Genomic DNA, 23909 nt, shown 5'->3' with positions numbered 1-23909 from the left:
TTAACAGTAATCTTAAGCATATAAGGTAAACTTCTTTAGTGGCAGCTCTTTAGTAATTGCTGCTTGCGTGGCTCTTGTAATAGTTTCCAGTGAATACCATCAATTGCACCCGCAAATTTCCAAAGTAGTTTTAGGTCAACATCGTTTCCGTACGCTTCGCGAACCTTATTAAACACTTCAGGTGCGCCCAACTGCATAAACATTGAAACATCATCCACACCCGCCTTTTTAACCATGCGCTCTAACGTAAGCTGCATGTTTGGTAGATCTCTTAATCTACGGCTAGCTGATGACTTCTTGAAGCTACGCTGCTGAATTGAATTATCGATTGAAGTACGAATAATACTATCCAATTCAGGATGTTCACAGGTAAACAGATCCGTAATGTCGTAATAGTTTACGGTTGCTGTTGTCTGCTTCTTTACATGACGATACTTTTCACAATCAAGATCGGTCAGTTTTTTATCTAATGATTTTCCACCTCTAATGAATAAACAACCTTCACTCAATAAAGCGAACATAGCGTCATTTTGAAAGAGGCCAATACCTCCGAACATAGAACGTTTTTGATGCTCACCAAATTGATTCACGTAATTAATAAATGCTGTCTCGGTCATATCCGTTGATCCTTAATCAAATTACCCCGATTAGGTTGATCACCAGACAAGCAGCTTGTTATGCGAAAATTTTAAATCTATTTTGTTATTCTATAGGTGAATATTATGGTTTCGTTTTTCACCTTTAAATAAATCATACTTCGAAAAGAAAAATAAGTCTGGACTTAGTTCACATCAATCAATTGAGTATTCCGGTTTTTCATGATTGACTTCACAGTAAACTATCAAACCATGCTTGAATTTGGACACCTAGTGATACACCGGTTCAAATTATTAAAGGTTATGTAGACGGGTGAGTATTGCCTCGCAGCATCGTGGCTTGTAAAATGGCAGGACAGACCTGTTTTTACTTTTTATATGAATCATTTATCGTTTTTCTGGCTACCTCAAAATAAGACTCTTCTCTTAAAGGGTCTAGAATCAGAGTTTGCCCAACTTGTTGGACATTCTATCTCAGCGGGAAAAATAACACTTCCTCCTATCCCTAACGTTGTACTGAAGATTCAATCGCTTTGTACCCTTGAATCAACTGGGATTGCTGACGTTGCCGAGTGCTTACTCGAAGACCCAGGCCTCGCTGCTATTGTCATTCGTGTGGCTAACTCTGTCGTCTTTAACCGACGTAATATTACTTGTGTTGATATTATGACGGCGGTGTCGCGCCTTGGCATATTAAGAGTACGTGACATCGTGACGGCTCAGGCTATTGAGCAACTCAAACACTCAGTCAACCTCAGTAAAGAATGTAATAAGGTATTGGTTCAGAGCGCTTCTGTATCAAAAGAGCTGGGCGCTACTATGGTGCTTGTTACCAACAGCTTCAAAGAGCTCTCCCCTACTGAATACCGTTACCTTGAGCATGAAAAATCGCTGCTTGTTGGATTACTGGCTGATATTGGTTTGTTCTGTTTGGTTAGCGAATACCACCTCTACCTCGAAAATGGCAATTACCTAGATCACGACATCGCTCTACAAATCTTCCAAGGCCAATGTTCTGCTACCAGTAAATTGGTGCTTAACCGTTGGGGCTTCGACAGCGACTTTATTGATGTGTGCAGCAATACCATCAATAACCACGAACAGCGTGAAGTCTCTTACTTAGATATCGCTCGAATCGCTAACCACCTGCTGATGTTCAGAAACAAGGATGAGAACATCGATGATCACGAAGTTGAACTTAACGTGACAGGTGCAGAGGTGCTTTATAAATTAAGCAACTTGAGCAAGCATGATTTTAATGCAAAGCTAAGCGACGTGATCAATACTAGCGGCTTCTAAGTCACTGTTAAATTACAAGTAAGTGTAATATGAAGTAAATGCAATGGGGAAAGCATGTTTACAGGGATGATCTTTATATTTGCGCCACTCGTCGTGGGGTATCTTTTTGCAATTTCGAACGCTCAGACATTAGAATTTATCAACCGCTCAACATCGCGGTTGATCTACGTGATTCTGGCGTTAATGGGACTAAGCTTAGCCGCCCTCGATAACCTAGGCAGTAACCTGCAGACAATCCTTCTATATACCGTCACTTTCTTTGTCTGCTTAAGCGTATGTAACCTAATGGCACTGCCCGCTATTGATAAGTTATTGCCACTCAAAACCGACAGTAGCAAGAAGAAGCTTCCCCTCTCTTCTATGGCGATGGAATCTGCAAAACTCATCTTAGTGGTAGGTTCAGGGCTAATCGCTGGCTTAGTGCTGCCTATTGGCCTTGATTGGGTTGATACCGCAAGCGAATGGATTCTGTTTGTTCTTCTATTCTTTATCGGCATTCAGCTGCGTAATAGCGGACTCACACTTCGTCAGATCTTACTCAACAAGCACGGTATGGTTATCGCAATCACCATTATCATCACCTCAATGTTAGGTGGTGTAATCGCGGCTTACATCCTAGATATCCCTCTGTTCAAAGCCTTGGCAATGTCTTCTGGATTTGGTTGGTACTCTCTGGCTGGTATCTTAATGGGTGACGCCTTTGGTCCTGTCTATGGTGGCGCTTCTTTCATGCTTGAGCTGTTAAGAGAGTTAGTTGCCTTGGTACTGATTCCAGTGCTAATTCGCAGCTACCCATGCACTTCCATTGGTTATGCTGGTGCGACTGCGATGGACTTCACCTTACCGGTCATTCAAACAACAGGCGGCGTTAGATGTGTGCCTATCGCTATCGTCAGTGGCTTTATCCTCAGCTTGCTTGTTCCGATATTGATGTTGTTCTTTGTATCTCTTGCTAACTAGATCGCAGGAATAGCGTTTGTTTTAGATTAGAATGCAACTCGAATACCAATGCCCAAGACACCGATACAGTTACCGAAATAAAAAGACACTAAGTGTCATTGCTCAACAAATAACGATCACGGTAACCTGTAACGACAAAGTTATAAAAAGAATAAACTTACAAAAGGAACCACTATGAAACGCCTTTGCGTCGCATTACTGCTAGCTTCAACTTCTACTTTCTCTTTTGCAGCAGATTCAATGTCTGAGACAAACCAGTGCCAAGCAAAAAAATATGATGCGTACATCAACGCTTCTTTGAATTGGTATGCCGACCTTGCTGCATTAACCTCTGAGCAATATCCAGAGCTAACAGAAGTGAGTGAGTGGTTCCTAGAAGGTCGTAAGCACCACTTTGAGCTGAATCGTGCTGCGGTTCACTACTACTTAGTAAACGACTCAAGCAAAGTGGCAACAGAGCAACCTGTAGAAGGTTGGTTGCAACTTGAGCAACACGACATTAAAACGCTATCAACACGTGATGATGAGCTTGGTAAAATCGCGAAAACAACATTCGATGACCGCCAATCAACGCCTCACGCTCAAAACTACGAACTACGTTCTGCCTTTGCAGAGCTGCTTAGTCACCCTAAGCAAATCGACTCAGCGCTGCAGCGTTACAACCAGTCGATCAGTAAACTTGAAGCGATTAAGTGTAAATAACCCCGCATTTAATATGCTTTTTTGAGAAGTTGGATTTCATAATTAAGACGGGACATTGTTCCCGTTTTCGTTTAGATTGTCCCGCTCGCGTCAATATTAGAAAAATAACTCGCTTGCTATGGTTACGGAACAAAAAACAGCAGATGTTAGCTTCGACAGTCTTCTACGTATCTTCACGGTACCTGAAGGCCCAGATTCAACACTCACTCAAATTGAAGACAAACTTTCACGAAACCTGAATCAATTCTTACGTGAACATATTGTGGCTGAAGAAAAGCCGCTACGTGAAATTGAGAAAGATTTTTCAAATGCTCATATCCCAGAGCAGCCTGAGTTTGTTTCTGAACATACTGAGCATCTCCTCGATTCTCTTGTGTCTCATTCGGTTCACACGTCTTCGCCAAGTTTTATTGGCCACATGACCTCTGCGTTGCCGTACTTCCTGATGCCGCTTTCAAAAATCATGATTGCGTTGAATCAGAATCTAGTAAAAATCGAGACCTCAAAAGCGTTCACTCCCCTAGAACGTCAAGTTCTGGGCATGTTACATCGCCTGATTTATCAAGATAGTGACCAGTTTTATTCTCGTTGGATGCACAGCGCAAACCACTCTTTAGGTGCGTTTTGTTCTGGCGGTACCATCGCGAACATTACAGCGCTCTGGGTTGCACGTAACAACGCACTAAAAGCGCAAGGTTCGTTCAAAGGTGTAGAAAAAGAAGGCCTGTTTAAAGCCATGAAGCACTACGACTACGAAGGCCTTGCCATCTTAGTCTCTGAACGTGGCCACTACTCTCTGAAAAAAGCCGCGGATGTCCTTGGTATTGGTCAAGAAGGTCTAGTGTCTGTTAAAACAGATAACGACAACCGTATTTGTACTGATGATTTAAGACTCAAGATCGAGCAGCTCAAGCAGAACAAGATCAAACCTTTCGCCGTCATTGGTGTGGCTGGTACAACCGAAACCGGTAATATCGACCCGCTAAGAGACATTGCTGAGGTGTGTGCCGAATCCGATTGTCATTTCCACGTTGATGCAGCTTGGGGCGGTGCGACTCTGATGTCTAACAATCATCGTCACCTACTTGATGGTATTGAACTGGCGGATTCAGTCACGATTGATGCGCATAAACAGCTTTATATCCCTATGGGTGCGGGTATGGTTCTGTTTAAGAAGCCAGATGCGATGACTGCGATTGAACATCATGCTCAATACATTCTTCGTAAAGGCTCAAAAGATTTAGGCAGCCATACGTTAGAAGGTTCTCGTTCAGGTATGGCAATGCTGGTTTACGCCGCAATGCACATCATTAGCCGCCCAGGTTATGAACTGCTGATCGACCAAAGCATCAACAAAGCGCGCTACTTTGCCGACCTAATTAAAGATCAGAGCGACTTCGAGCTGGTTTCAGAACCTGAGCTTTGCCTACTGACTTATCGCTATGTCCCTGAGTCAGTCAAAGCGGCACTGCTTAAAGCTGAGCCTGAACATCGTGTCGAACTGAATGAGTTGCTCAATGAGCTGACTAAGTTTATTCAGAAGAAGCAGCGTGAAACAGGTAAGTCTTTCGTGTCACGTACACGCTTAAACCCTGAAGCATGGGTACATCAGCCAATCATCGTTTTCCGCGTGGTATTAGCAAACCCACTAACAGGCAATGACATTCTTTCGTCAGTGCTTGAAGAACAGCGTGAGATCTCTAAACTAGCACCAAACTTGATGGGCAAAATCAACAAACTGGTTACGCAAATCAACGCATAGTCATTCAATTTTAGTTGCATCAAATTGAAAATTTCTTTCTTTTTGATGTAACTAAGCTGTCAGTTCATACCCATTTTGCATTCTTTTTGCTCAAACTCTCTTCCAATTCTGTAGTTTTCTAAAATTTTGTTGAGGTTTGTCATATTCTTAAGCATTCATGCCCTGTTTTTGTATTAGTAAATAGTATGTTGGGTTTATACTGACTCTATGGTGCTAGTTAGCTTGATATCTATTTGACGCAGCAGTATTTACGAAACCGAATATACATCGGCTTTGTGTTTACTGATATTTGCTTCAGCCATACCCCCTGGTAAAAGATATTAACTAGCAAGTTGTTCTCTATACCCTTGTGAACACTATGAATACATTAGAAAAAATACAAAAAAACCTGGAAAATTTCAGCAAGTCTGAGCGCAAGGTAGCCGAAGTAATTATGGCTTCCCCTCAAACTGCAATTCATTCTAGCATTGCTACCTTAGCTAAAATGGCTGACGTGAGTGAGCCTACAGTTAACCGCTTCTGTCGTCGATTAGACACAAAGGGCTTCCCTGACTTCAAACTTCACCTAGCTCAAAGCTTGGCAAACGGTACACCTTACGTGAACCGTAATGTTGAAGAAGATGATGGTCCAGATGCTTATACGCATAAGATTTTCGAATCAACTATGGCTTGTCTAGACGTTGCTAAAAACAGTCTAGACGCGATGCAAGTAAACCGTGCTGTTGACTTGCTGACTCAAGCAAAACGCATTTCGTTCTTCGGACTGGGTGCCTCTTCTGCTGTCGCCAAAGATGCTCAAAACAAGTTTATTCGTTTTAATATCCCAATCACATGTTTCGAAGACATCGTGATGCAACGAATGAGCTGCATTAACTGCAGTGATAACGACGTTATTGTTCTTATCTCTCATACTGGCCGCACTAAAAGCCAAGTTGAGATTGCAAACTTAGCGCGTGAAAACGGTGCGACAGTTATTGCTATCACAGCAAAAGATTCTCCACTGGATAAAGCGAGCTCGTTGTCTATTTCTCTGGATGTTCCAGAAGACACTGACGTTTACATGCCAATGGCAAGTCGCGTTGTTCAGATGACGGTTATCGATGTGCTAGCGACAGGCTTTACGCTACGTCGTGGTTCTGGTTTCAGAGAGAACCTAAAGCGCGTCAAAGAGTCACTTCGTGATTCACGTTACGAGAAGTACTCTCAGTTCTAATCTGCTTAGTCATGAACTGAAAACAGATGACCAGAGAACAAGTTGAATTAAAAAAACGGAGCCTAGAGCTCCGTTTTTATTTGTCTGTATAAAATGACTTATACAACGAACAAGTTTAAGACCGTTAGATAGTCCAACTATTGCCCTTCTCAACCACGCTGTTTTCGGACGCATAAGAATTGATAATGGTAAAGCTCGACTCGACAGCTGGCTCTTGCCCAATTTGATTCATTGAAGCTCCCTCATGATGCCCTTCTCTACAACTGCACTTCTCGCATACTTGCTTCAAAATATGCACGAGCCTCTCTTGGTTAAGCGGCAAAGGGTTTCCTTTAATCGCCACTGATTTGAGCGCGTCGGCAGACACCTCATCAAACTGGGCTTCACAGACACCAAATTCCAACAAGTTGGGTAACTTAAGCGTATCAAGCACTTCCGATAACCAAGAAATTGCCTCCTCTTCTATTGCTTCTACGTTACCTGTTACTATCTGAGCGATTCGCTGATAACGCGCTAGGATGTCGCTTCTTTGCTGCTCTTTTGCAACGGCTATGTTCTCCAACATCACAAACGGCGCTAAACGCGCGGTAATCACACTATGAGGCGCAGAAATCTTACCTCCTAGTGCGGAGGCTAAACCATGGGCTGCGCCAAGCTTGGCATTAGTTATCGCCATACCACCGAGCATAGAAGCGAAAGCAAGATCAGAACGCGCTTGAGGCTCATCATAAACACACGCTTTAACCACAGAACCACTCAACTTACGCAGCCCTTCTTCACAAATCATATCGGTTAACGGATTCGGTTCACCACACACGTAGGCTTCCATTAGATGAGTAAAGGCATCCATCGCACCTCGCCCCGATAGATATAGATTGGTTCCATGAGTTAGGGTTGGGTCGACAATCGCAACGTCGGCCAGCATGTCTGGGCTTCTCAGGCTGATTTTTACTTGGTCTTGGCCTGATTTCAGCACCGCGTTTTTAGTGACCTCGGCGCCGGTACTCGCTGTGGTTGGAATTGCGATAAACGGAAGTGGTTTGGTTTTAAGAGGAACATTACGCCCGACCACTTCAACATAGTCATATAAATTGCCTTGATTAGGTAAAACCGCAGCCAACGCTTTGCCCATATCGATGGCGCTACCGCCCCCCATGGCGACAACCATATCTGGCTTAAATCGACGAGCAGAAATAGCCGCCTCTTCAACCATTTTGATATTAGGTTCACCGGAAACGGCAATGTGCTGATAACGCATACTCTGCGCATCAAGATAGTCAGTAACAATTGAAGTGCGCTCTAATGTATTGCCTGTAACCAATAGCACGCTGTAGCCATATTGATTAAAGAGAGACAATGAAGCGGAAAGTGCTCCATCACCAAAGATGATCTTTGTAGATGTCATAAATTGAAACATGGTGCCTCCTGCGCCTATGACCGAACAAAACTGCGAACTCTTGGTTATTGGAATTTAGCCTTTATATAGTGCATCAGTATTAAGATGCCTCGTTCTGTATGCGCTTTTTTTGACGAGGTGCAACTTGTCGCATTAAAGATGGATTAATGTCGTATTCTTAGGGGTAATTCACACTCTTAAATTAAGGGTAATCAATCTGAATACCCATCAGAAATCAGCATGGATCCTTTTTGTGACCATTATTTGCTCTGATAGACAAAACCTATTGTATTAAGAGGTAATTCCATCTTTATTTCCCCATGGCATTGAGGCATAGTTAGTTTTATGAAATTTTGAGTGGCATTCACTAAAGAATAGTTAACATAATCGAGTTAACGAGCCTCATCCCGTATTTAGGAGAAATTAAATGTTTGTAGTTATTTTTGGTCGCCCTGCTTGCCCATTCTGTGTTCGTGCAAAAGAGCATGCTGAAACTCTTAAAGCTAAACGCGATGACTTCAACTACCGTTACGTTGACATCCACGCTGAAGGTATCAGCAAAGCTGATCTAGAGAAGACTGTTGGTAAACCTGTCGATACAGTTCCACAAATCTTCATCGACCAAGACCACATCGGCGGCTGCACAGAATTTGAAGCATACGCAAAAGAAAACCTAGGTCTTTTCGACTAAGCTAGGATTTCTCAAACGAGAATCAGGGCTAAAGCCTTAAACAGCTGACCCATTTAGGCGTTAGACTGTACGATTTATAGAAAGCCCGCTCACTGTAGCGGGCTTTTTTATGACCAGTTTTCATACGGAATAAGAATAAGGTCAAAATCAAGTAAATTAACAAAATATTGCTTATAATTTATTTATATTTAGATACAATTCACCTCTCAAACTTACCCTGTGTTCCACGCCAATTATTGAGCGACCACCGTGAATATCGACGTTGTTTTTCTGTTAGAACAAAACCCCATTCTCCTCATCTTTGTTGTTTTATCGATTGGATTAGCCATTGGTAAAATTCGTTTCGGTAGCCTCCAACTTGGTAATTCAATCGGTGTTTTGATTACTTCCCTTATCATGGGACATCTTGGCTTTTCTTTTAACGCAGATGCGCTCACCATTGGTTTCATGCTGTTCATCTACTGTGTTGGCATTGAAGCTGGACCAAACTTCTTCGGTATCTTCTTCAGAGACGGTAAGCACTACCTCATTCTGAGCCTTGTGGTACTTTCTACCGCAATTGCCCTAACCTATTTCAGTAGTCATTACCTTGGCCTAGGCTTTGGTTTATCTGCAGGCATGATGGCAGGTGCCTTAACAGCAACGCCGATATTGGTAGGTGCTCAAGATGCTCTGAATTCTGGGCTTGCAGAATTACCAAGAAACATGGACTTGAGCCTGATTATCGAAAACCTTTCAGTCGGTTACGCGATGGCTTACTTGGTTGGCTTAATCAGTATGATTATGTTTGCTCGCTTGATTCCAAAACTTCAAAAAGTGAACCTACACGACTCGGCAGAGCAAATCGCCCAAGAACGTGGGTTAGGCGCTTCAGGTCAGCGTAAGGTTTACTTGCCCATTATTCGTGCTTATCGAGTGGGACCAGAGCTCATCTCTTGGACTGACGGTAAGAATCTGCGTGAACTGGGCATCTATCGCCAAACAGGCTGTTACATCGAGCGTATTCGACGTAATGGTATTCTTGCCCATCCAGATGGTGATGCAATTCTGCAAGAAGGCGATGAGATCGCATTGGTTGGTTTCCCAGATAGCCACGCTCGTCTAGACCCAAGCTTCCGTAACGGTAAAGAAGTTTTCGACCGTAACCTTCTCGATCTGCGTATCGTGGAAGAAGAGATCGTCGTTAAGAGTGACAGTATCGCAGGTAAGCGCCTATCAGACTTAAACCTGTCTGAATACGGCTGTTTCCTTAACCGCGTAGTACGTGCTCAGATTGAAATGCCGATGGACTTAAACATCGTGCTTTCTAAAGGTGACGTCCTACAGGTGAGTGGTGAAAAGAGTCGAGTGCACGGCCTAGCTGAGAAAATTGGTTTCATCTCAATCCACAGCCAAATGGCGGATTTGATGGCCTTCTGTAGCTTCTTCATTTTGGGTATTTTGTTTGGTTTGATCACCATGACATTCGGTCAGGTATCGTTTGGGCTAGGTAACGCGGTTGGCCTGCTTCTATCGGGCATCATGCTTGGTTTCCTACGAGCGAACCACCCTACTTTCGGTTATGTGCCTCAAGGTGCTCTGAACATGGTCAAAGACCTCGGTTTGATGTTCTTTATGGTCGGTATCGGCTTGAGCGCCGGTGGTAAGATATTTGAGCACTTAACCCAAGTTGGCCCACAGGTAATAGGTATTGCCCTAGTAGTGAGTGTGCTGCCAGTATTCTTCGCTTACTTGGTTGGCGCTTACGTATTGAAGATGAACCGAGCTTTGTTGTTCGGTGCAATCATTGGCGCGCGAACTTGCGCTCCAGCGATGGACATCGTAAATGACCACGCTCGCTCAACGATTCCGGCTCTGGGTTATGCGGGTACTTATGCGATAGCCAATATATTGATGACCTTAGCAGGTACTTTCATCATCATAATTAGCTAGCATCTGCTGCATTAAAAGCAACCAAGCTTAGATATTTCGAATGCACTAATTCACTTTGGGTTAGTGCATTTTTTATAACCTGTTTTAAGCGGTTCAAGCCTTCTTCCCCACTCCTGCTCTTAACTCTCTTCATCCCTTATTTCTACTCTTGTCCCCCTTCGAATCGCGGTAGCCGTATCCGCTCTTAAATCTCTTCGCATCCCGCCACTCGAATCCCATATCTGCTCTTAATCTCTTGAACCAAATAGCAGACAAAAAAATAGGCGCTCAATGAGCGCCTATTTCGTTTAGATTCGATAACTTGAATTAGATGTCAGCTACATCAAATTCAACAGCTGGGTTAACGTCAGCTTCGTAATCAACACCTTCAACACCGAAACCAAATAGCTTCAAGAACTCTTCTTTGTACTCTACGTAGTCAGTCAGTTCTTTTAGGTTCTCAGTTGTGATTTGAGGCCATAGGTTACGACAGTGATCTTGAATGTCTTCGCGAAGCTCAAGGTCATCTAGACGTAGACGGTTCACTTCATCCACTTCTGGCGCGCTGCCGTCTTCTTTGTATAGACGTTGGCTGAACATACGGAAGATCTGTTCCATACAACCTTCGTGAATACCTTCTTCACGCATCTTCTTGAACACCATAGCGATGTAAAGAGGCATTACAGGGATTGCAGAACTTGCTTGAGTCACTACAGACTTAAGAACAGCAACGTTTGCAGTACCGCCAGTTTGGCCTAGCTTCTCGTTCAGCGCTGTCGCTGCACGGTCTAGATCCATCTTAGCTTTACCTAGTGCGCCATCCCAGTAGATTGGCCACGTTAGTTCAGTACCGATGTAGCTGTAAGCAACCGTCTTACAACCGTCCGCTAGAACACCAGCTTCAGAAAGAGCATTGATCCAAAGTTCCCAATCTTCACCGCCCATTACAGTAACAGTGTCTTTGATCTCTTCTTCAGTTGCAGGCTCTACGCTTGCTTCGATGATTGTGTCTTTGTTCGTATCAACCGCAGTTGACGTGTACGTTTCACCGATAGGCTTTAGAGATGAACGAATTACTTCGCCAGTCTCTGGCATTTTACGCACTGGAGACGCCAGTGAGTATACAACCATATCGATTTGACCTAGATCTTCTTTGATCAGATCAATTGTTTTCTGTTTCGCTTCGTTAGAGAAAGCATCGCCGTTCAGGCTTTTTGAATACAGGCCTTCTTCTTTAGCTAGCTTGTCGAACGCTGCTGAGTTGTAGAAACCAGCTGTGCCCGGCTTTTTCTCAGTACCGGCTTTCTCGAAGAAAACACCGATAGTTGAAGCGCCGCCACCAAATGCAGCCGCAATACGTGAAGACAAGCCGTAGCCACTTGAAGAGCCAACAACTAGTACACGTTTAGGTGCGTTTGCGATTGGGCCTTGAGCTTTTGTGTAAGCAATTTGTTCTTTTACATTAGCTTCACAACCGACTGGATGTGTTGTAGTACAGATGAATCCGCGAATTCGAGGTTTGATGATCATATTCAACTTCCTTAAAAAATCAGGTTAAGGATAAAAGTTTCGTACGCAAATGGCATCTAATTTCTGTAAAAATGTGGTGAAAATGCAAGTGGTTGGAGCACTCAGTGTATATTTGCTGACTAAGTCACCATTTGTTAACGCGTCTATTGCAACTTCTACGACAAAAACAAAAAAAGGCACCTAATAAGGTGCCTTTTGTCATTTCTTTATCTAAGCAACGCTATTTAGCTTAGGTTTTAACTCTTTTCGCGTCAAAGTTTCACTGTAATCATGACTGAAGTGGTCAACTTGAATCGCTGCGTAGCGAAGTTTGTCTGCTGCAATGATTTGGTCAACTTCGTCTTGAGTAAGAACATCTGCCGCCAGTGCTTGAGCAAGTTTATCTTGCAATAGACCTTTACGAGCCACTTTGCCCTCTTTCACTGCTTTGAAGATCTTACGTTCGAGAGGCTTGATGCTGTACATCGCATTGAACGCATTCTCCATTAGGCCAACACTATCCTCTTCTTCTTTGCCTATGTAGCAAAGGTGAGTTAGACGTTCACGGTGTGCACCCGGAGTCATCAAGCTTTCTGCCAGTTGTACCGTTAGATTATCACTTGGTTTTTCAAAGTGGTTACCGACAGGGAAAACTAGACCTTTAAGTACTTTACCTACCATCTTGTTCGGGAAGTTTCTGTACGCTTCTTGTAGCGATTTAGCCGCGTTATGGAAACAGTGTTGAACCGCGTAGTGTACGTAGTCTAGGTCAGCTTGTTGACGACCTTCATCTTCATACTTCTTAAGCGCTGCAGACGCCATGTATAGGTAACTTAGACCATCACCTAGACGTGCAGAGATAAGCTCTTTACGTTTCAGTTCGCCACCTAGTGTAAGCATTGCGAAATCCGCACTCACTGCAAGCGCACGGCTCAAGCGAGTTAAGTCTTGGTAGTAAGGCTTCGTTGGACCGCTCATATCCGCTTTAATGAACTTAGAGCCTGTCAATGCCGCACCGAACGCACCAAACGTGTTCTTAGTTGCGTGAGAGATATGCTTGAACAACAAGTTATCGAAATCCTTCGCACCTTGCTTCTCATCTGGGTTTGCTGCCGCTTCCATTTCGCTTAGCACGTATGGGTGACAACGTGTCGCACCTTGACCGAAGATCATCAGGTTGCGAGTTAAGATGTTCGCACCTTCTACTGTGATAGCAACTGGAATACCTAGGTAAGGCGCAGCTAAGTAGTTCATTGGACCATCTTGAATTGCACGACCAGAGTGGATATCCATTGAATCATTCAGGATAGTACGCGCCATTTCTGTCATGTGATATTTCGCGATAGCCGTAACGATACCCGGCTTCTCTTTCATATCGAGTGAAGTAGTTGTTAGTGTACGAGTCGCTTCTAGTAGATACGTTAAGCCACCAATACGACCTAAACTCTCTGCAACTCCTTCAAACTTACCAATCGACATACCGAACTGCTTACGAACATAAGCGTATGCGCCGGTCGTTTTCGCCGTTAGGTGGCCCATCGCCGTGCCAAGTGCGGGTAATGAGATACCACGACCTGCAGACAGACATTCCACCAGCATACGCCAGCCTTTACCTGCGTAATCGGCACCACCGATTAACCATTCCATAGGAATAAATACATCGTGACCGCGTGTTGGACCATTCATAAACGCAAGACCAAGTGGGTCATGACGCTCACCAATCACAACACCTTCGTGGTCAGCCGGGATTAGCGCACAAGTGATGCCAATGTCTTCTTTGTCACCCAGTAGCTTTTCTGGATCGTGCAGTTTGAAAGCCAGACCAAGTACCGTCGCCACTGGTGCTAGTGTAATGTAGCGTTTGTTCCAGTTAAGCTTGATACCTAGCGTCTCTTTACCTTCGTGCATGCCCATGCACACAGTACCGACATCAGGGATACCACCCGCATCAGAACCCGCTTCTGGGCCTGTTAGTGCGAAACATGGGATATCTGTACCGTCAGCAAGACGAGGTAGCCAGTAGTCTTTTTGGTCTTGAGTGCCGTAGTGAGACAGCAGCTCACCAGGACCAAGAGAGTTTGGAACCATTACTGAAACCGCAGTACTGATACTGCGAGTCGCAATCTTAGTTACGATAGTTGAGTTAGCGTGTGCTGAGAATTCACGACCGCCATACTCTTTCGCAATAATTAGCGAAAAGAAACGCTCTTTGCGTAAGAAGTTCCACACCTCTTCAGGAAGGTCTCGATCTTCTTTTACAATTTGGTGGTCATCAAGCATAGCGAGCAAGGTTTCAAGCTCATTATCCATGAACGATTGCTCTTCTGCTGTCAGCTGAGGTTTTGGGTATTGATGCAGCTTAGTGAAATCTGGTTTACCAGAAAACAGCTCTCCGTCCCACCACACGCTACCCGCTTCCATCGCTTCTTTCTCGGTGCTAGATAGTGGTGGTAGTACTTTTTTAAAGAGTTTAAAAGCTGGGTCACTTACCCATTTTTGTCTTAGAGAGCTCATAGTTCAGATCCTTTTGTTCACTATATTGGTTGTGAATGTTTCGCTTTTTATTGTTTTATTCTTCTGCTGACATGCCTGCGGCTAAATATGGAATAAGAATATCGACCACTGCCTTAGCATCTATCTTTCTGTCATAGTCATTCTCTGCAATTTCTACCAGAGCCTGACTTGATGCCATGGTGAATACACAAGTCCCTAGGGTGAAGTGTAATCGCCAAAATAACTGTTCTTGAGTGAGGTTCGGATTCGCCTTCATTACTGACGTTGTAAACAAAGAAAGTACTTCGCTATAACGGGTAGTAATGAACCAACGCAAGTGTCCTTGCACATCTGTATAGCCTCTGCCGATAAGTAACATGAACCGGCTTGTACCATTTGGCCTAACATCATTAAGTGCTCTTAGTGGCTGTCTCAGAGACTCAAACACGTCACTCATAGAATACGTTTCGTTCAAGTTTAAGTTCACTAATGCATCTTGCAGTGCTGGCATAAATGCTTCTAAGTAACGATTGAGTACCGCACGAACCAGAGTCTTCTTATCGCCAAAGTGATAGTTCACTGAAGCTAAGTTGACATTCGCTTTACTCGTAATCGTGCGTAAAGAGGTGTCATTAAAACCGTGCTCAGCAAATAAGCCTTCAGCCACATCTAAGATTTTGTCTTTGGTTGTACTTCTTGGTGCCATTTCAATCACTCGTATTAAACAACTGTTTGAAATATACGCTTAGTACATTTATTTAACAAGCAAGCAACATCACATTTTCACAAATTGGTCGTACCAGTTAATAAAACTCAGCACTAACCGATTGAATCGCTGTATGTTTACAAAAAAAGAAAAAAATAATGAATTTTCTTGGAACTGAAATGGAAATGGTGGGTCATAAATTATATAGAAAACAGCGTATTTAGAAGTTTAACAGGCCGTCAAACTTGTTCTTCTCACTGCTTTCTTAATTACTGCATTTTCCTTATTAACTCCTATACTTGTATCCGCCCAAACCACGTTGGTTTGGGCTTTTTTTTTGTTTGTTGTTTGGGACGAGAGTGAGCCTTACTTACCCCTCTTCACAGCTACAGCTACAACTACAAACTAAACAGCGCGATCGATTCTTTTTATATTGTCATTTTTTACTAAAAATCGAACTACCATGCTTGGCACATTGTTATCACTGGAACTCGTATTTCAAACAACCTACTAGCCAACGTTTACCTATCTGAGTCCAAACCTAATACTACGTTTCCTCTATTTACGGTGCATCCATTCGAAGCTTGCTACTATTGGTAAATTAATCAATAAGGATGGAGACTTACATTCGAAATAAAGCCAACAAACTTAGCAATTTCTTGCAGATGTCCTAAGCTTCGTTTAATACCCTTTTCAATTAAGTAGTTAAACGCTTGTTGGGAAGCGGCGGGAGCTTTTAAAAGTAGAAGGAGACCTACTTTGAGACTGTTGAAATTACCTATTATGTGTTGCTTAGTTATTGCAGCTCCACTATCTGCTCAAACTTTAGAACAGGCCGTAGCCATTACCTTGGCTACAAACCCTGAGATAAAGAGTATCTTTAATGAGTTTGTGAGTGTACGGAAACGAAATGACGCCGCAGGTGGTGCTTATAGACCTAGTATCGACCTGGATGCTGGTATTGGTTACGAAGGCATAAACCCTGCACCAAATAACGGCCCCGATACCGATCTCACAAGAAAGGAAGCGACGATTTCCCTCACTCAGTTGCTGTGGGATGGTTCATCGACTCTCAATGATATTGATCGTACTGCCGCAGAAGCAGAATCGGTTCGTTTGCAATTGCTCGCGGATGCCGAAGACAAAGCGCTGGAGGTAACACAAATCTATCTAGATGCAGTCAAAGCAACTGAAGTTTTAGCCCTTTCGGAAAGTAACCTCGCTATCCACAAGAAAATCTATAAAGACATCAAAAAGCGTGCAGTCTCAGGCATAGGCTCAACCGCAGATGTATCTCAGGTAGAAGCAAGGATTGCAAAAGCTCACGGCAACTTATTAGCCGCACAGAACAACCTAATTGATACCCACACCCAATTTAGAAGAATAGTGGGTCAAGAACCGCTTGGCTTAGTCTACCCAAGAGCCGATATTTCTATGATTCCTCTGTCATTATCAGACGCGCTTGTTGATGCTCTGGACCAACACCCAGTCATCAAAGTCGCGACTGCAGATGTCGATTCAGCGCACTTCCAGTACAAACAATCAAAAGGGGTTAACTACCCGACGTTCTCTATCGAGGCATCTCAATCATGGCGAGATGATGCTGGAGGCGATGAAGGTTCGAGCCAAGAGACTTTGGCAATGTTGAGAATGCGATACAACCTCTACAACGGTGGTACCGATAGTGCTAATTCAGAAGCTGCAGCTTACCAACTCAATAAAGCAAAAGATCTAAGAGATCGTGCTTATCGACAAGTTGAAGAAGGCCTTCGCCTCTCTTGGAGTGCATTGGATCTGACGTTACAACAAAAGAACTTCTTGTCTGATCACGTGGATTCGGCATCAGAAACCGTTATCGCTTATGAGAAACAATATCGAATCGGTAAACGTACGCTACTGGATCTGCTTAACACTGAAAACGAATTGTTTGAAGCCCGCAAAGATTACTTAGATGCGCATTACTCTGAACAGTACGCTAAATACCGTGTAATGAACGCGACAGGCTCTCTATTGAACGCTCTACTGGTCGACATTCCAGACGAGTGGACAACGGCAGTGGAGTATTAATGATGAAGAGACCTTATTTATTACTTTCCGCATTAACGATAACGCTATGTGCATGCTCTAGCCAAAATGAAGAGCCCTACATAGAAACGCCAGAAGCGGAGCAAATTTCTGACCTGCAAGACGATGATAACGATGGTGTGGTCAATGCACGAGACACCTGTCCTGGCACACCAGAGTCGTCTCTGGTAGACAACGAAGGCTGTGGAGAGACGGTTAGCTCGCAAGAAGTCAGACGGCTGAACATCCTTTTCGCCAATGACTCCTATGAAGTTAACCCTATCTTCTCAGATCAAATCACCACTATGGCTGAGTTCTTAGAAACCTACCAAAGTGCATCGATAGAGATTCAAGGTTACGCCAGTAAAGTCGGCGCGAGTCAATACAACTTAGAGCTATCAAAGAAACGCGCTCACCACGTTGAAGATGAACTGTTGTCGAATGGTATCGACCCGAGCCGAGTAAGAGTTGTTGGTTACGGTGAAAACCGCTTAGAGAGCGATGGCAACGATGCTACGTCTCATGCACTGAACCGCCGAGTAACAGCCACAGTTGTCGGACTAAGCGAACAGATCGTCGAGGAGTGGACCATATTTACCACGCTTGAAAAGTAGCGTGACATTGTCACTGTGGATCTAGATGTGACATAGAGCGAGTGTCGAACAACAGCAGCTTAGTTATAAGATCAATAAAGCCGTGATAGGGTTGCCCATCACGGCTTTTTTGTTCTTTGTCGTCACATGAGTCGAGGGAGACTCTGTGACTCTTCTTGCTACTCAGAAGTTGACTTGTTACTCAGTGAGTAGGCTCCCTATTAAGCGAGCCGACTACCGATTATAGTTTTACTTCTTGATGCTTAGTTTTCGGTAGAGAAATACTTAGCAGGAAGTAACCTAAGATAGCTGCAGTCGTTGAGCCCATCAGGATACCTAATCGAGCAAGCGTATCAAACTCTACATTCGTTGGGCCAAATGCTAGTGATGAAATAAAGATAGACATTGTAAAACCAATACCACACAGGACAGATACTGCGAAGATGTTCATAAAGTTCACACCTTCAGGGAGCTTAGCAACACCCAATTTCACCGCACCCCAGCTGAATGCAAAGATACCAAGAGGCTTACCAATCAATAGACCCATAGCGATACCAAGCGGTAGCATACCTGTTAGGCTTGAGATTGAGATACCTTCCAATGAAATACCTGCGTTTGCAAAAGCAAAGACTGGCAAGATTGCAAAAGCGACGTATGGGTGCAGAGCATGTTCTAGATGCTTCAGCGGAGAATGTTCACCTTTATTGCCTTTCAGTGGGATAGCAAAACCAATCACTACACCAGCCAGCGTTGCATGAACACCAGACTTCAATACTGCAAACCACAGAATTGCACCAACAATGAGATACACACTCAGCTTAGTTACATGCTTGTTGTTTAGCATGAACAGCACACCAGTTGCGATGAAACCAACCGTTAACGCAAGCGTTGATAGGTCGCCTGAGTAGAACAGTGCAATGATAACAACAACGCCAAGGTCATCGATAATTGCTAAAGCCAATAGGAACACCTTCAAGCTAACCGGTACACGGTTACCAAGAAGAGCCATAATACCCAATGCGAATGCGATATCAGTCGCTGCTGGGATAGCCCAACCTTGAAGCGCTTCAGGGTTACTTGAATTAAATAGCACGTAAATAAGTGCAGGAGCTAGCATACCACCCACAGCTGCGATAGCTGGGAAGATTGCTGTCTCTTTAGACTTTAATGCGCCTTCTAAAAGTTCGCGCTTAACTTCTAAGCCGATTAGAAGGAAGAAGACAGCCATTAAGCCATCGTTAATCCAGTGAGACACAGACATACCAAGAACGTAACTGTGAAGTACACCTTGGTACATTTCGTTCAGTGGTGAGTTTGCTACAAACATTGCGATCGCCGCAGCGATGACTAGTATGATGCCGCCAGCAGATTCCATTTTAAAGAAGTCACGGATGACGTCGGTCATGATTTCGCCCTTATATTTATTATTTAAATAAACGAATAACAAAGAATAACCACGAGTTTATATCCAAGTTTAATTGATAGATAATCACTTCTTCGGATGTTTAACTTCGGTTTTTCCTACAAATACTAAACAATACGTCGTATATTCCATAATGTTGTTATGCACCATGAATTAAGTATAGATGAGATCATCGAACCTGTATGCACAATTCATTGGGGGACGCTAAAAGGCGCAGGCATAAAAAAAGGCTATCAAATTATAGCCTTAGGTGTTTTTTAGTAGCCAGTTAACTGCATAAAGCCTGTCGCTTCATGGCTCCCGCTCGCCTTAATCGGCCCTTCCCAATATGGTATGACAAATGGAAGCCACATATCCCTGCGTATAATACGCGTTGTGAGGTTGATATCATGCTTAGGGACGTTAATGATCCACTGTAAAGGCATCCGTCTTCCATTCATCAACGTTGTATTTTGCAATGGTTGAATGGAAATGTCGGATTCCGTTAATTGGTAAACTTTGCCTGAGCGCGTTGCTAATGTCCCGAATATGTAAGGCAACTGTTGGTTATGACGATAGCGGTTAATGCTCAGCGCTGTGCCGTCATCGAGGTTAAATACAAACCAATCCCAACCTTGTTGGCCCACTCCAAGTAAGCCACTGCCCCACTCTTTATGTACCCACGCAGTTCCTTCCACTTCCTTGGTAACGCCGTCTAGGTTCAACACACCGCTCAACGATAAAAATGGAGCGCTGAAGTTATAAGACGCGACAGGTAATAAGTCGTGCTTTTTCTGATAACCGTTATCGCCGTTGAGCACATAGGGCCCTTTTGCAATGGTGTCGAGTTCTAGTCCAAACGTATCAGTTTGCACTTGAAGGCGCCCGGGGAATGGGGTGTTGCCGAGTGCACGCCAGTTCCAGTTATCAATCCAAAGTCTGAATGGACGATTAGTCATTCCCGCTTGGCCAATACCGCCACGAGCCATGCGCTGTTCTTTCCATACTTTGGACTTAGAAGAGACCACCACATTTGAGATATAGACTTGAGGGCTTTGCCACCCCGGTGTTTCACGTTCGTCCGTTGCGATACGAAAAAAACTCCACTGAACCGAATAGTCTTTACCATCATCACCTTTCAAAGACGCGAAGTAATGCCACCACTCGTGCTGAAACTCTGGGTGGAACTTAAAATCTTGTGGTAGCGAAACATTACGGTCTGGCAAAACAGGTTCGAACACATTGAAGTGTTCATTAACCAATATTGAGTTAACTTCATTCACGCCCTTTTCACCAGGATCGATGAAATAGGAGTAATAACCCCAAACACTTAAAAAGATGCCGAAGAAACTGATTAATAGCAGAGAAGACAGGATTCGTTGTCTTAACTTATTTGAGGTATTCCGTAAAAACATACTAAAGCGCATCCCTCAGTGATTTCATCGGAGTGTTCCGAATCATTCTCATCACTGGTAAAGCACCAGCTAGCATCAATGCTGCCATGGCCCATGCAAATGTCTGCAAATAGTCCCAAGGAATCACTTGTAACTCAAGTGACCACCCAAAAGACTGCTTTATCACGATATCAACAATTAGGCTCGCTAGCGCTAATCCGAGCGGAATCGCAATTAAGGAGGAAATAAGCCCAAACACAAACAACTGCAAACTACCTGTCAGGATCAGTTCTTTCGCCGAGACACCCAAACAGCGCTGCAAGGAAATATGCCTTTGGCGAGACACTTCTCCCGCAACCGTCGCAAAGAAAATACCGAAGACGGCGATAACCAAGGTGATGTTACCTAATGTATCTGCAATCGCGAACGTCCTATCGAACACCCGCATCGCTTGACTGTGGATGTTGTTGTTATCGAAAACGCGCTCGGAGCCAAGCCTGAATACGCTTTCTAATCGGCTGCGAAGCCCTAATGAATTCACATCGTCTTTGAGTATTACCCCAAGGCCGACATTACCCCGCCCTGCAAAGCCATACAGCCAGTTTCGATGCGACATCATGACTTGATGGTAAGGATTACCGTAATCGTAATAAACACCGACAACCTGCCAACCAGAGCCGAGACTATCATAGAGGTCAATGTAGTCGCCAGGGCGAATCCCCAGCTTGAGAGACATCGATTCACTGATCAACACACCTTTAGAGTGATGTAAGTGATACCAGTAATTCGGAATACCTAATTTGATCGTCAGCGCTTCTAGCTCACCTTCAGAAGGCCCCGTACTGACCACCTGAATACTACCGACTGGAGACGCCACATCTTTCTCCCAACGCCACCAAACCGAATCCACTTCAGGTTGGTCAGATAACCAATTACTCATACGAGCAGCGGCATTGTTGGTTGGGTAGATATACAGATCGGCAGCCAAACGCTGTGTTAGCCATTTATCAGTGGTATCTCTAAAGCTACCGACCATGGTTTCTACACCAATATTGGCTGTTAAGGCTAACATAAACGCCATCGTCGCCACGCCACGGTAGCTCATACTGGAAGCTGCATCAGCAAAGAACCAGCGAGCACGAACCCAGCGCAACGAATAAGAGAGGCTGTTAAATAACTTCCACATCAAAAACGGGGTAAATAGCGCCACACTGATCAGCATTAGCGCGATAATCGCAAAACCCGTTTCTTGAGTCTGAGGGGCTTGATACACAGCAACAGCAGCAACCAAGAAGCCACAGCCAATCAACGCTTGCCAAGTGAACTCGGTACCCGCAAAACGCATCAAAGACAAACGAGAAGACAGACGAATCGGTTGAGACTTAAGTAAACGAACCAGTGGCCACGCACACGCTAAGAAAGCACCAATCAATGCCATCAGTAAGCTGTAACCACTCCAACGCCAATTCCAGTCGATCGTTAAGCCGACGTTAGCGTCGTATAAATCGCCCAAGCTTGAAGATACGGCAGGTAACAATTGGTTTGCTAGCATCACGCCAAATACATTGCCGCAGATCCAGCTCAGTAAAACCAATAGCAGTAACTCTAAACAGAGCGCTTTAGTCAGTTGCCAACCAGACACACCCGTTTGTCTTAAAATCCCGACTAACGGTTGACGCTGAATAAAAGAAAGCGACATTGCTTGATAGAAAATGAACAAGCCAACCACAAACGACAGCATACCCATCGCTTTTAGGTTTAAGTGGAACGCACTGGTCAGCGACTCAAGCTCTGCCTTAGAGCTACGAGAGATCGTCAAACCATTAGGTAACATATTTTTAAGACGTTCAAACTTCTCAGTGGGCATGTCTGAACAAGCAATCACTGAAAGCCCAGCACTGCGTTTAAGCATTCGGAGCAAGGAGATATCAGCAATCAACCTTGTACCATTAATCATATTATTTTGATCAACAACCACAGGACCAAGTTCAGAACCATCCATCAAAGGGATGTAATCACCGTTGTGCCATTCCATGTGTTCAGCAAGATCATCACTGACAAGGATTGGATATGGTGGCTTCATGAGGTTCAAAGCGGTGAGATCTTTTAACGCTATACCAGGTTGTAGCTGAAGCATAGAAACAGGATCTATACCGACAACCATGAAGTTTGCGCCATTTTCATCAGTGATACGATGGTGATCAAGAGGAGAACACTGTTGAAAACCTTCACGGCGAAGTTGGATATAAAAGCCTTGCGGGATTTTATTGGCGTTGTGTTTTGGTCGAATACGGTAAGGAAGAGGATTCGAAAAGAGTTTTTCGCCATGCGCATAGCTTTGCTTGGCGTGTTGGTTGATAGCAGTAACACCAACCAAAAGTGATACGCCGAGGGTTAAACCAAGCCATACCAAAATAATCTGCAGTGGGTAACGTCGATAGTGACCGAGTAGTGCCTTAACTACGGGCCATAACATGCAGTTGCCCTCCTTGCAGACGGATCCTACCATCCATATGCAGAGCTACTTTTTCACTGTGTGTTACCAACAGCAACGTACATTCTAATTGACGAGCCAAAGAGGTCAGCAAACGCATTACCGCTTCTGCATTACGCTCATCTAAACTACCGGTCGGCTCATCGGCCAGCAATATTTTTGGTTCCATATACAGCGCACGCGCAATGGCCGCACGTTGTTGTTGGCCACCAGACGCTTCTTCAGGGTAACGGCCAAGTAAAGGCATAAGATCTAAAGCAGAGAGAATCTGTCTCCAGAGACCTTTGTCTTCAGGTAAGCCTTTTAACTGGCGGCAAAAACGGATGTTATCGGCAATATTTAACGTTGGCAGTAAGTTGAATTGCTGAAAAATATGGCCAATGTTGTTTCTGCGATAAGCGGTGCGGTCACGCTCGGTTGAGTCGTGCATATTGAAGTGAGGAAAAGCGATTTCACCTGAGTCCGCTAGGTCTAAGCCCGCGATAAGATTCAGTAAAGTACTTTTACCTGAACCGCTTTCTCCCATTAATGCCAGCTGGTCACCTTGGTTTAATGTTAATTCAGCACCTTGCAAAACAGGGTGAAACTCCCCCCCATCGACATAGCCTTTACATAGGTCTGACAGCTTTAACATTAAACAGCTCGCATTAGTTAGAATTTGGAAGGAGAATCTACACTAATTCCCTGTTAGGAGGAAGTATTTTGAAAGATAGATCACACGCCA

At 44.1% G+C, this 23909-nt stretch carries 18 protein-coding genes; 9 read left to right on the top strand and 9 right to left on the bottom strand.

Annotated features, from left to right (window positions below; translation table 11 throughout):
* Positions 1 to 35: 35 nt before the first annotated feature.
* The gene (locus tag AB4351_RS06335) at positions 36 to 617 is read right to left on the bottom strand and encodes a TfoX/Sxy family DNA transformation protein (RefSeq protein ID WP_017060401.1); all 582 of its coding nucleotides are present in this window, start codon (positions 615 to 617) and stop codon (positions 36 to 38) included.
* A gap of 357 nt (positions 618 to 974) precedes the next feature.
* Here AB4351_RS06335 and AB4351_RS06330 point away from each other — a divergent pair, with 357 nt between their 5' ends.
* The 5 genes from AB4351_RS06330 (at position 975) to AB4351_RS06310 (ending at position 6532) form a co-directional block, all read left to right on the top strand.
* A complete protein-coding gene (locus AB4351_RS06330) occupies positions 975 to 1895 on the top strand; it encodes an HDOD domain-containing protein (protein WP_017066065.1) in 921 nt (306 codons plus the stop codon).
* A 54-nt stretch (positions 1896 to 1949) separates the two neighbouring features.
* Positions 1950 to 2855 (top strand): lysine exporter LysO family protein, encoded by a 906-nt coding sequence (locus tag AB4351_RS06325; protein ID WP_017071961.1) that lies wholly within the window; start codon positions 1950 to 1952, stop codon positions 2853 to 2855.
* A gap of 174 nt (positions 2856 to 3029) precedes the next feature.
* The gene (locus AB4351_RS06320) at positions 3030 to 3557 is read left to right on the top strand and encodes a hypothetical protein (protein WP_372125374.1); all 528 of its coding nucleotides are present in this window, start codon (positions 3030 to 3032) and stop codon (positions 3555 to 3557) included.
* A gap of 118 nt (positions 3558 to 3675) precedes the next feature.
* The gene (panP, locus tag AB4351_RS06315; RefSeq protein ID WP_017060397.1) at positions 3676 to 5319 is read left to right on the top strand and encodes a pyridoxal-dependent aspartate 1-decarboxylase PanP; all 1644 of its coding nucleotides are present in this window, start codon (positions 3676 to 3678) and stop codon (positions 5317 to 5319) included.
* A 358-nt stretch (positions 5320 to 5677) separates the two neighbouring features.
* Positions 5678 to 6532 carry a MurR/RpiR family transcriptional regulator gene (locus AB4351_RS06310; protein ID WP_004734686.1) on the top strand — a complete coding sequence of 285 codons (855 nt, stop codon included), beginning with the start codon at positions 5678 to 5680 and terminating at the stop codon, positions 6530 to 6532.
* A 124-nt stretch (positions 6533 to 6656) separates the two neighbouring features.
* On the opposite strand, the gene AB4351_RS06305 is transcribed toward AB4351_RS06310, so the two are convergent.
* A complete protein-coding gene (locus AB4351_RS06305) occupies positions 6657 to 7949 on the bottom strand; it encodes an iron-containing alcohol dehydrogenase (RefSeq protein ID WP_017060396.1) in 1293 nt (430 codons plus the stop codon).
* Positions 7950 to 8355: 406 nt separating this feature from the next.
* Between AB4351_RS06305 and AB4351_RS06300 the strand changes: the two genes are divergently transcribed.
* Both AB4351_RS06300 and AB4351_RS06295 read left to right on the top strand, forming a co-directional pair.
* A complete protein-coding gene (locus AB4351_RS06300; protein WP_009847069.1) occupies positions 8356 to 8619 on the top strand; it encodes a GrxA family glutaredoxin in 264 nt (87 codons plus the stop codon).
* A gap of 249 nt (positions 8620 to 8868) precedes the next feature.
* Complete coding sequence (locus AB4351_RS06295; RefSeq protein WP_017060395.1) at positions 8869 to 10551, top strand: aspartate:alanine antiporter; 1683 nt, start codon at positions 8869 to 8871, stop codon at positions 10549 to 10551.
* 306 nt (positions 10552 to 10857) lie between these two features.
* Here the strand turns inward: AB4351_RS06295 and fabV are convergent, their stop codons facing one another.
* The 3 genes from fabV to AB4351_RS06280 form a co-directional block, all read right to left on the bottom strand.
* Entirely contained in the window at positions 10858 to 12060 is a 1203-nt protein-coding gene (gene fabV / locus AB4351_RS06290) for an enoyl-ACP reductase FabV (protein ID WP_017060392.1), read from the bottom strand.
* Positions 12061 to 12270: 210 nt separating this feature from the next.
* Entirely contained in the window at positions 12271 to 14553 is a 2283-nt protein-coding gene (locus AB4351_RS06285; protein WP_017071963.1) for an acyl-CoA dehydrogenase, read from the bottom strand.
* A 55-nt stretch (positions 14554 to 14608) separates the two neighbouring features.
* Complete coding sequence (locus AB4351_RS06280) at positions 14609 to 15238, bottom strand: TetR/AcrR family transcriptional regulator (protein WP_017065403.1); 630 nt, start codon at positions 15236 to 15238, stop codon at positions 14609 to 14611.
* A 759-nt stretch (positions 15239 to 15997) separates the two neighbouring features.
* On the opposite strand from AB4351_RS06280, the gene AB4351_RS06275 reads away from it, so the two are divergent.
* Together AB4351_RS06275 and AB4351_RS06270 are read left to right on the top strand one after the other, a co-directional pair.
* Positions 15998 to 17305: a TolC family outer membrane protein gene (locus AB4351_RS06275; protein WP_017095900.1), complete on the top strand. Its 1308-nt coding sequence runs from the start codon at positions 15998 to 16000 to the stop codon at positions 17303 to 17305.
* Positions 17305 to 17916: an OmpA family protein gene (locus tag AB4351_RS06270; protein WP_017060388.1), complete on the top strand. Its 612-nt coding sequence runs from the start codon at positions 17305 to 17307 to the stop codon at positions 17914 to 17916. The genes AB4351_RS06275 and AB4351_RS06270 overlap by 1 nt, the downstream gene beginning before the upstream one ends.
* Before the next feature lie 220 nt (positions 17917 to 18136).
* Here AB4351_RS06270 and nhaA read toward each other — a convergent pair whose 3' ends face one another.
* The 4 genes from nhaA to AB4351_RS06250 form a co-directional block, all read right to left on the bottom strand.
* On the bottom strand, positions 18137 to 19300 hold the full coding sequence (gene nhaA / locus AB4351_RS06265) for a Na+/H+ antiporter NhaA (protein WP_372074202.1): 1164 nt from the start codon (positions 19298 to 19300) through the stop codon (positions 18137 to 18139).
* Between the two features lie 275 nt (positions 19301 to 19575).
* Positions 19576 to 20724 carry a lipocalin-like domain-containing protein gene (locus AB4351_RS06260; protein WP_017070605.1) on the bottom strand — a complete coding sequence of 383 codons (1149 nt, stop codon included), beginning with the start codon at positions 20722 to 20724 and terminating at the stop codon, positions 19576 to 19578.
* A complete protein-coding gene (locus tag AB4351_RS06255) occupies positions 20714 to 23167 on the bottom strand; it encodes an ABC transporter permease (RefSeq protein WP_137001714.1) in 2454 nt (817 codons plus the stop codon). The genes AB4351_RS06260 and AB4351_RS06255 overlap by 11 nt, the downstream gene beginning before the upstream one ends.
* Complete coding sequence (locus AB4351_RS06250) at positions 23148 to 23819, bottom strand: ABC transporter ATP-binding protein (protein ID WP_017060385.1); 672 nt, start codon at positions 23817 to 23819, stop codon at positions 23148 to 23150. Before AB4351_RS06250 ends, AB4351_RS06255 begins: the two co-directional genes overlap by 20 nt.
* Between the last annotated feature and the right edge of the window lie 90 nt (positions 23820 to 23909).

The sequence above is a fragment of the Vibrio sp. 10N.261.51.F11 genome (genome assembly GCF_041471665.1).
Classification (GTDB): Bacteria; Pseudomonadota; Gammaproteobacteria; order Enterobacterales; family Vibrionaceae; genus Vibrio; species Vibrio crassostreae_C.
The sequence above is the reverse complement of the archived record's forward strand: the minus strand, read 5'-3'. Positions and strand labels throughout refer to the sequence as shown.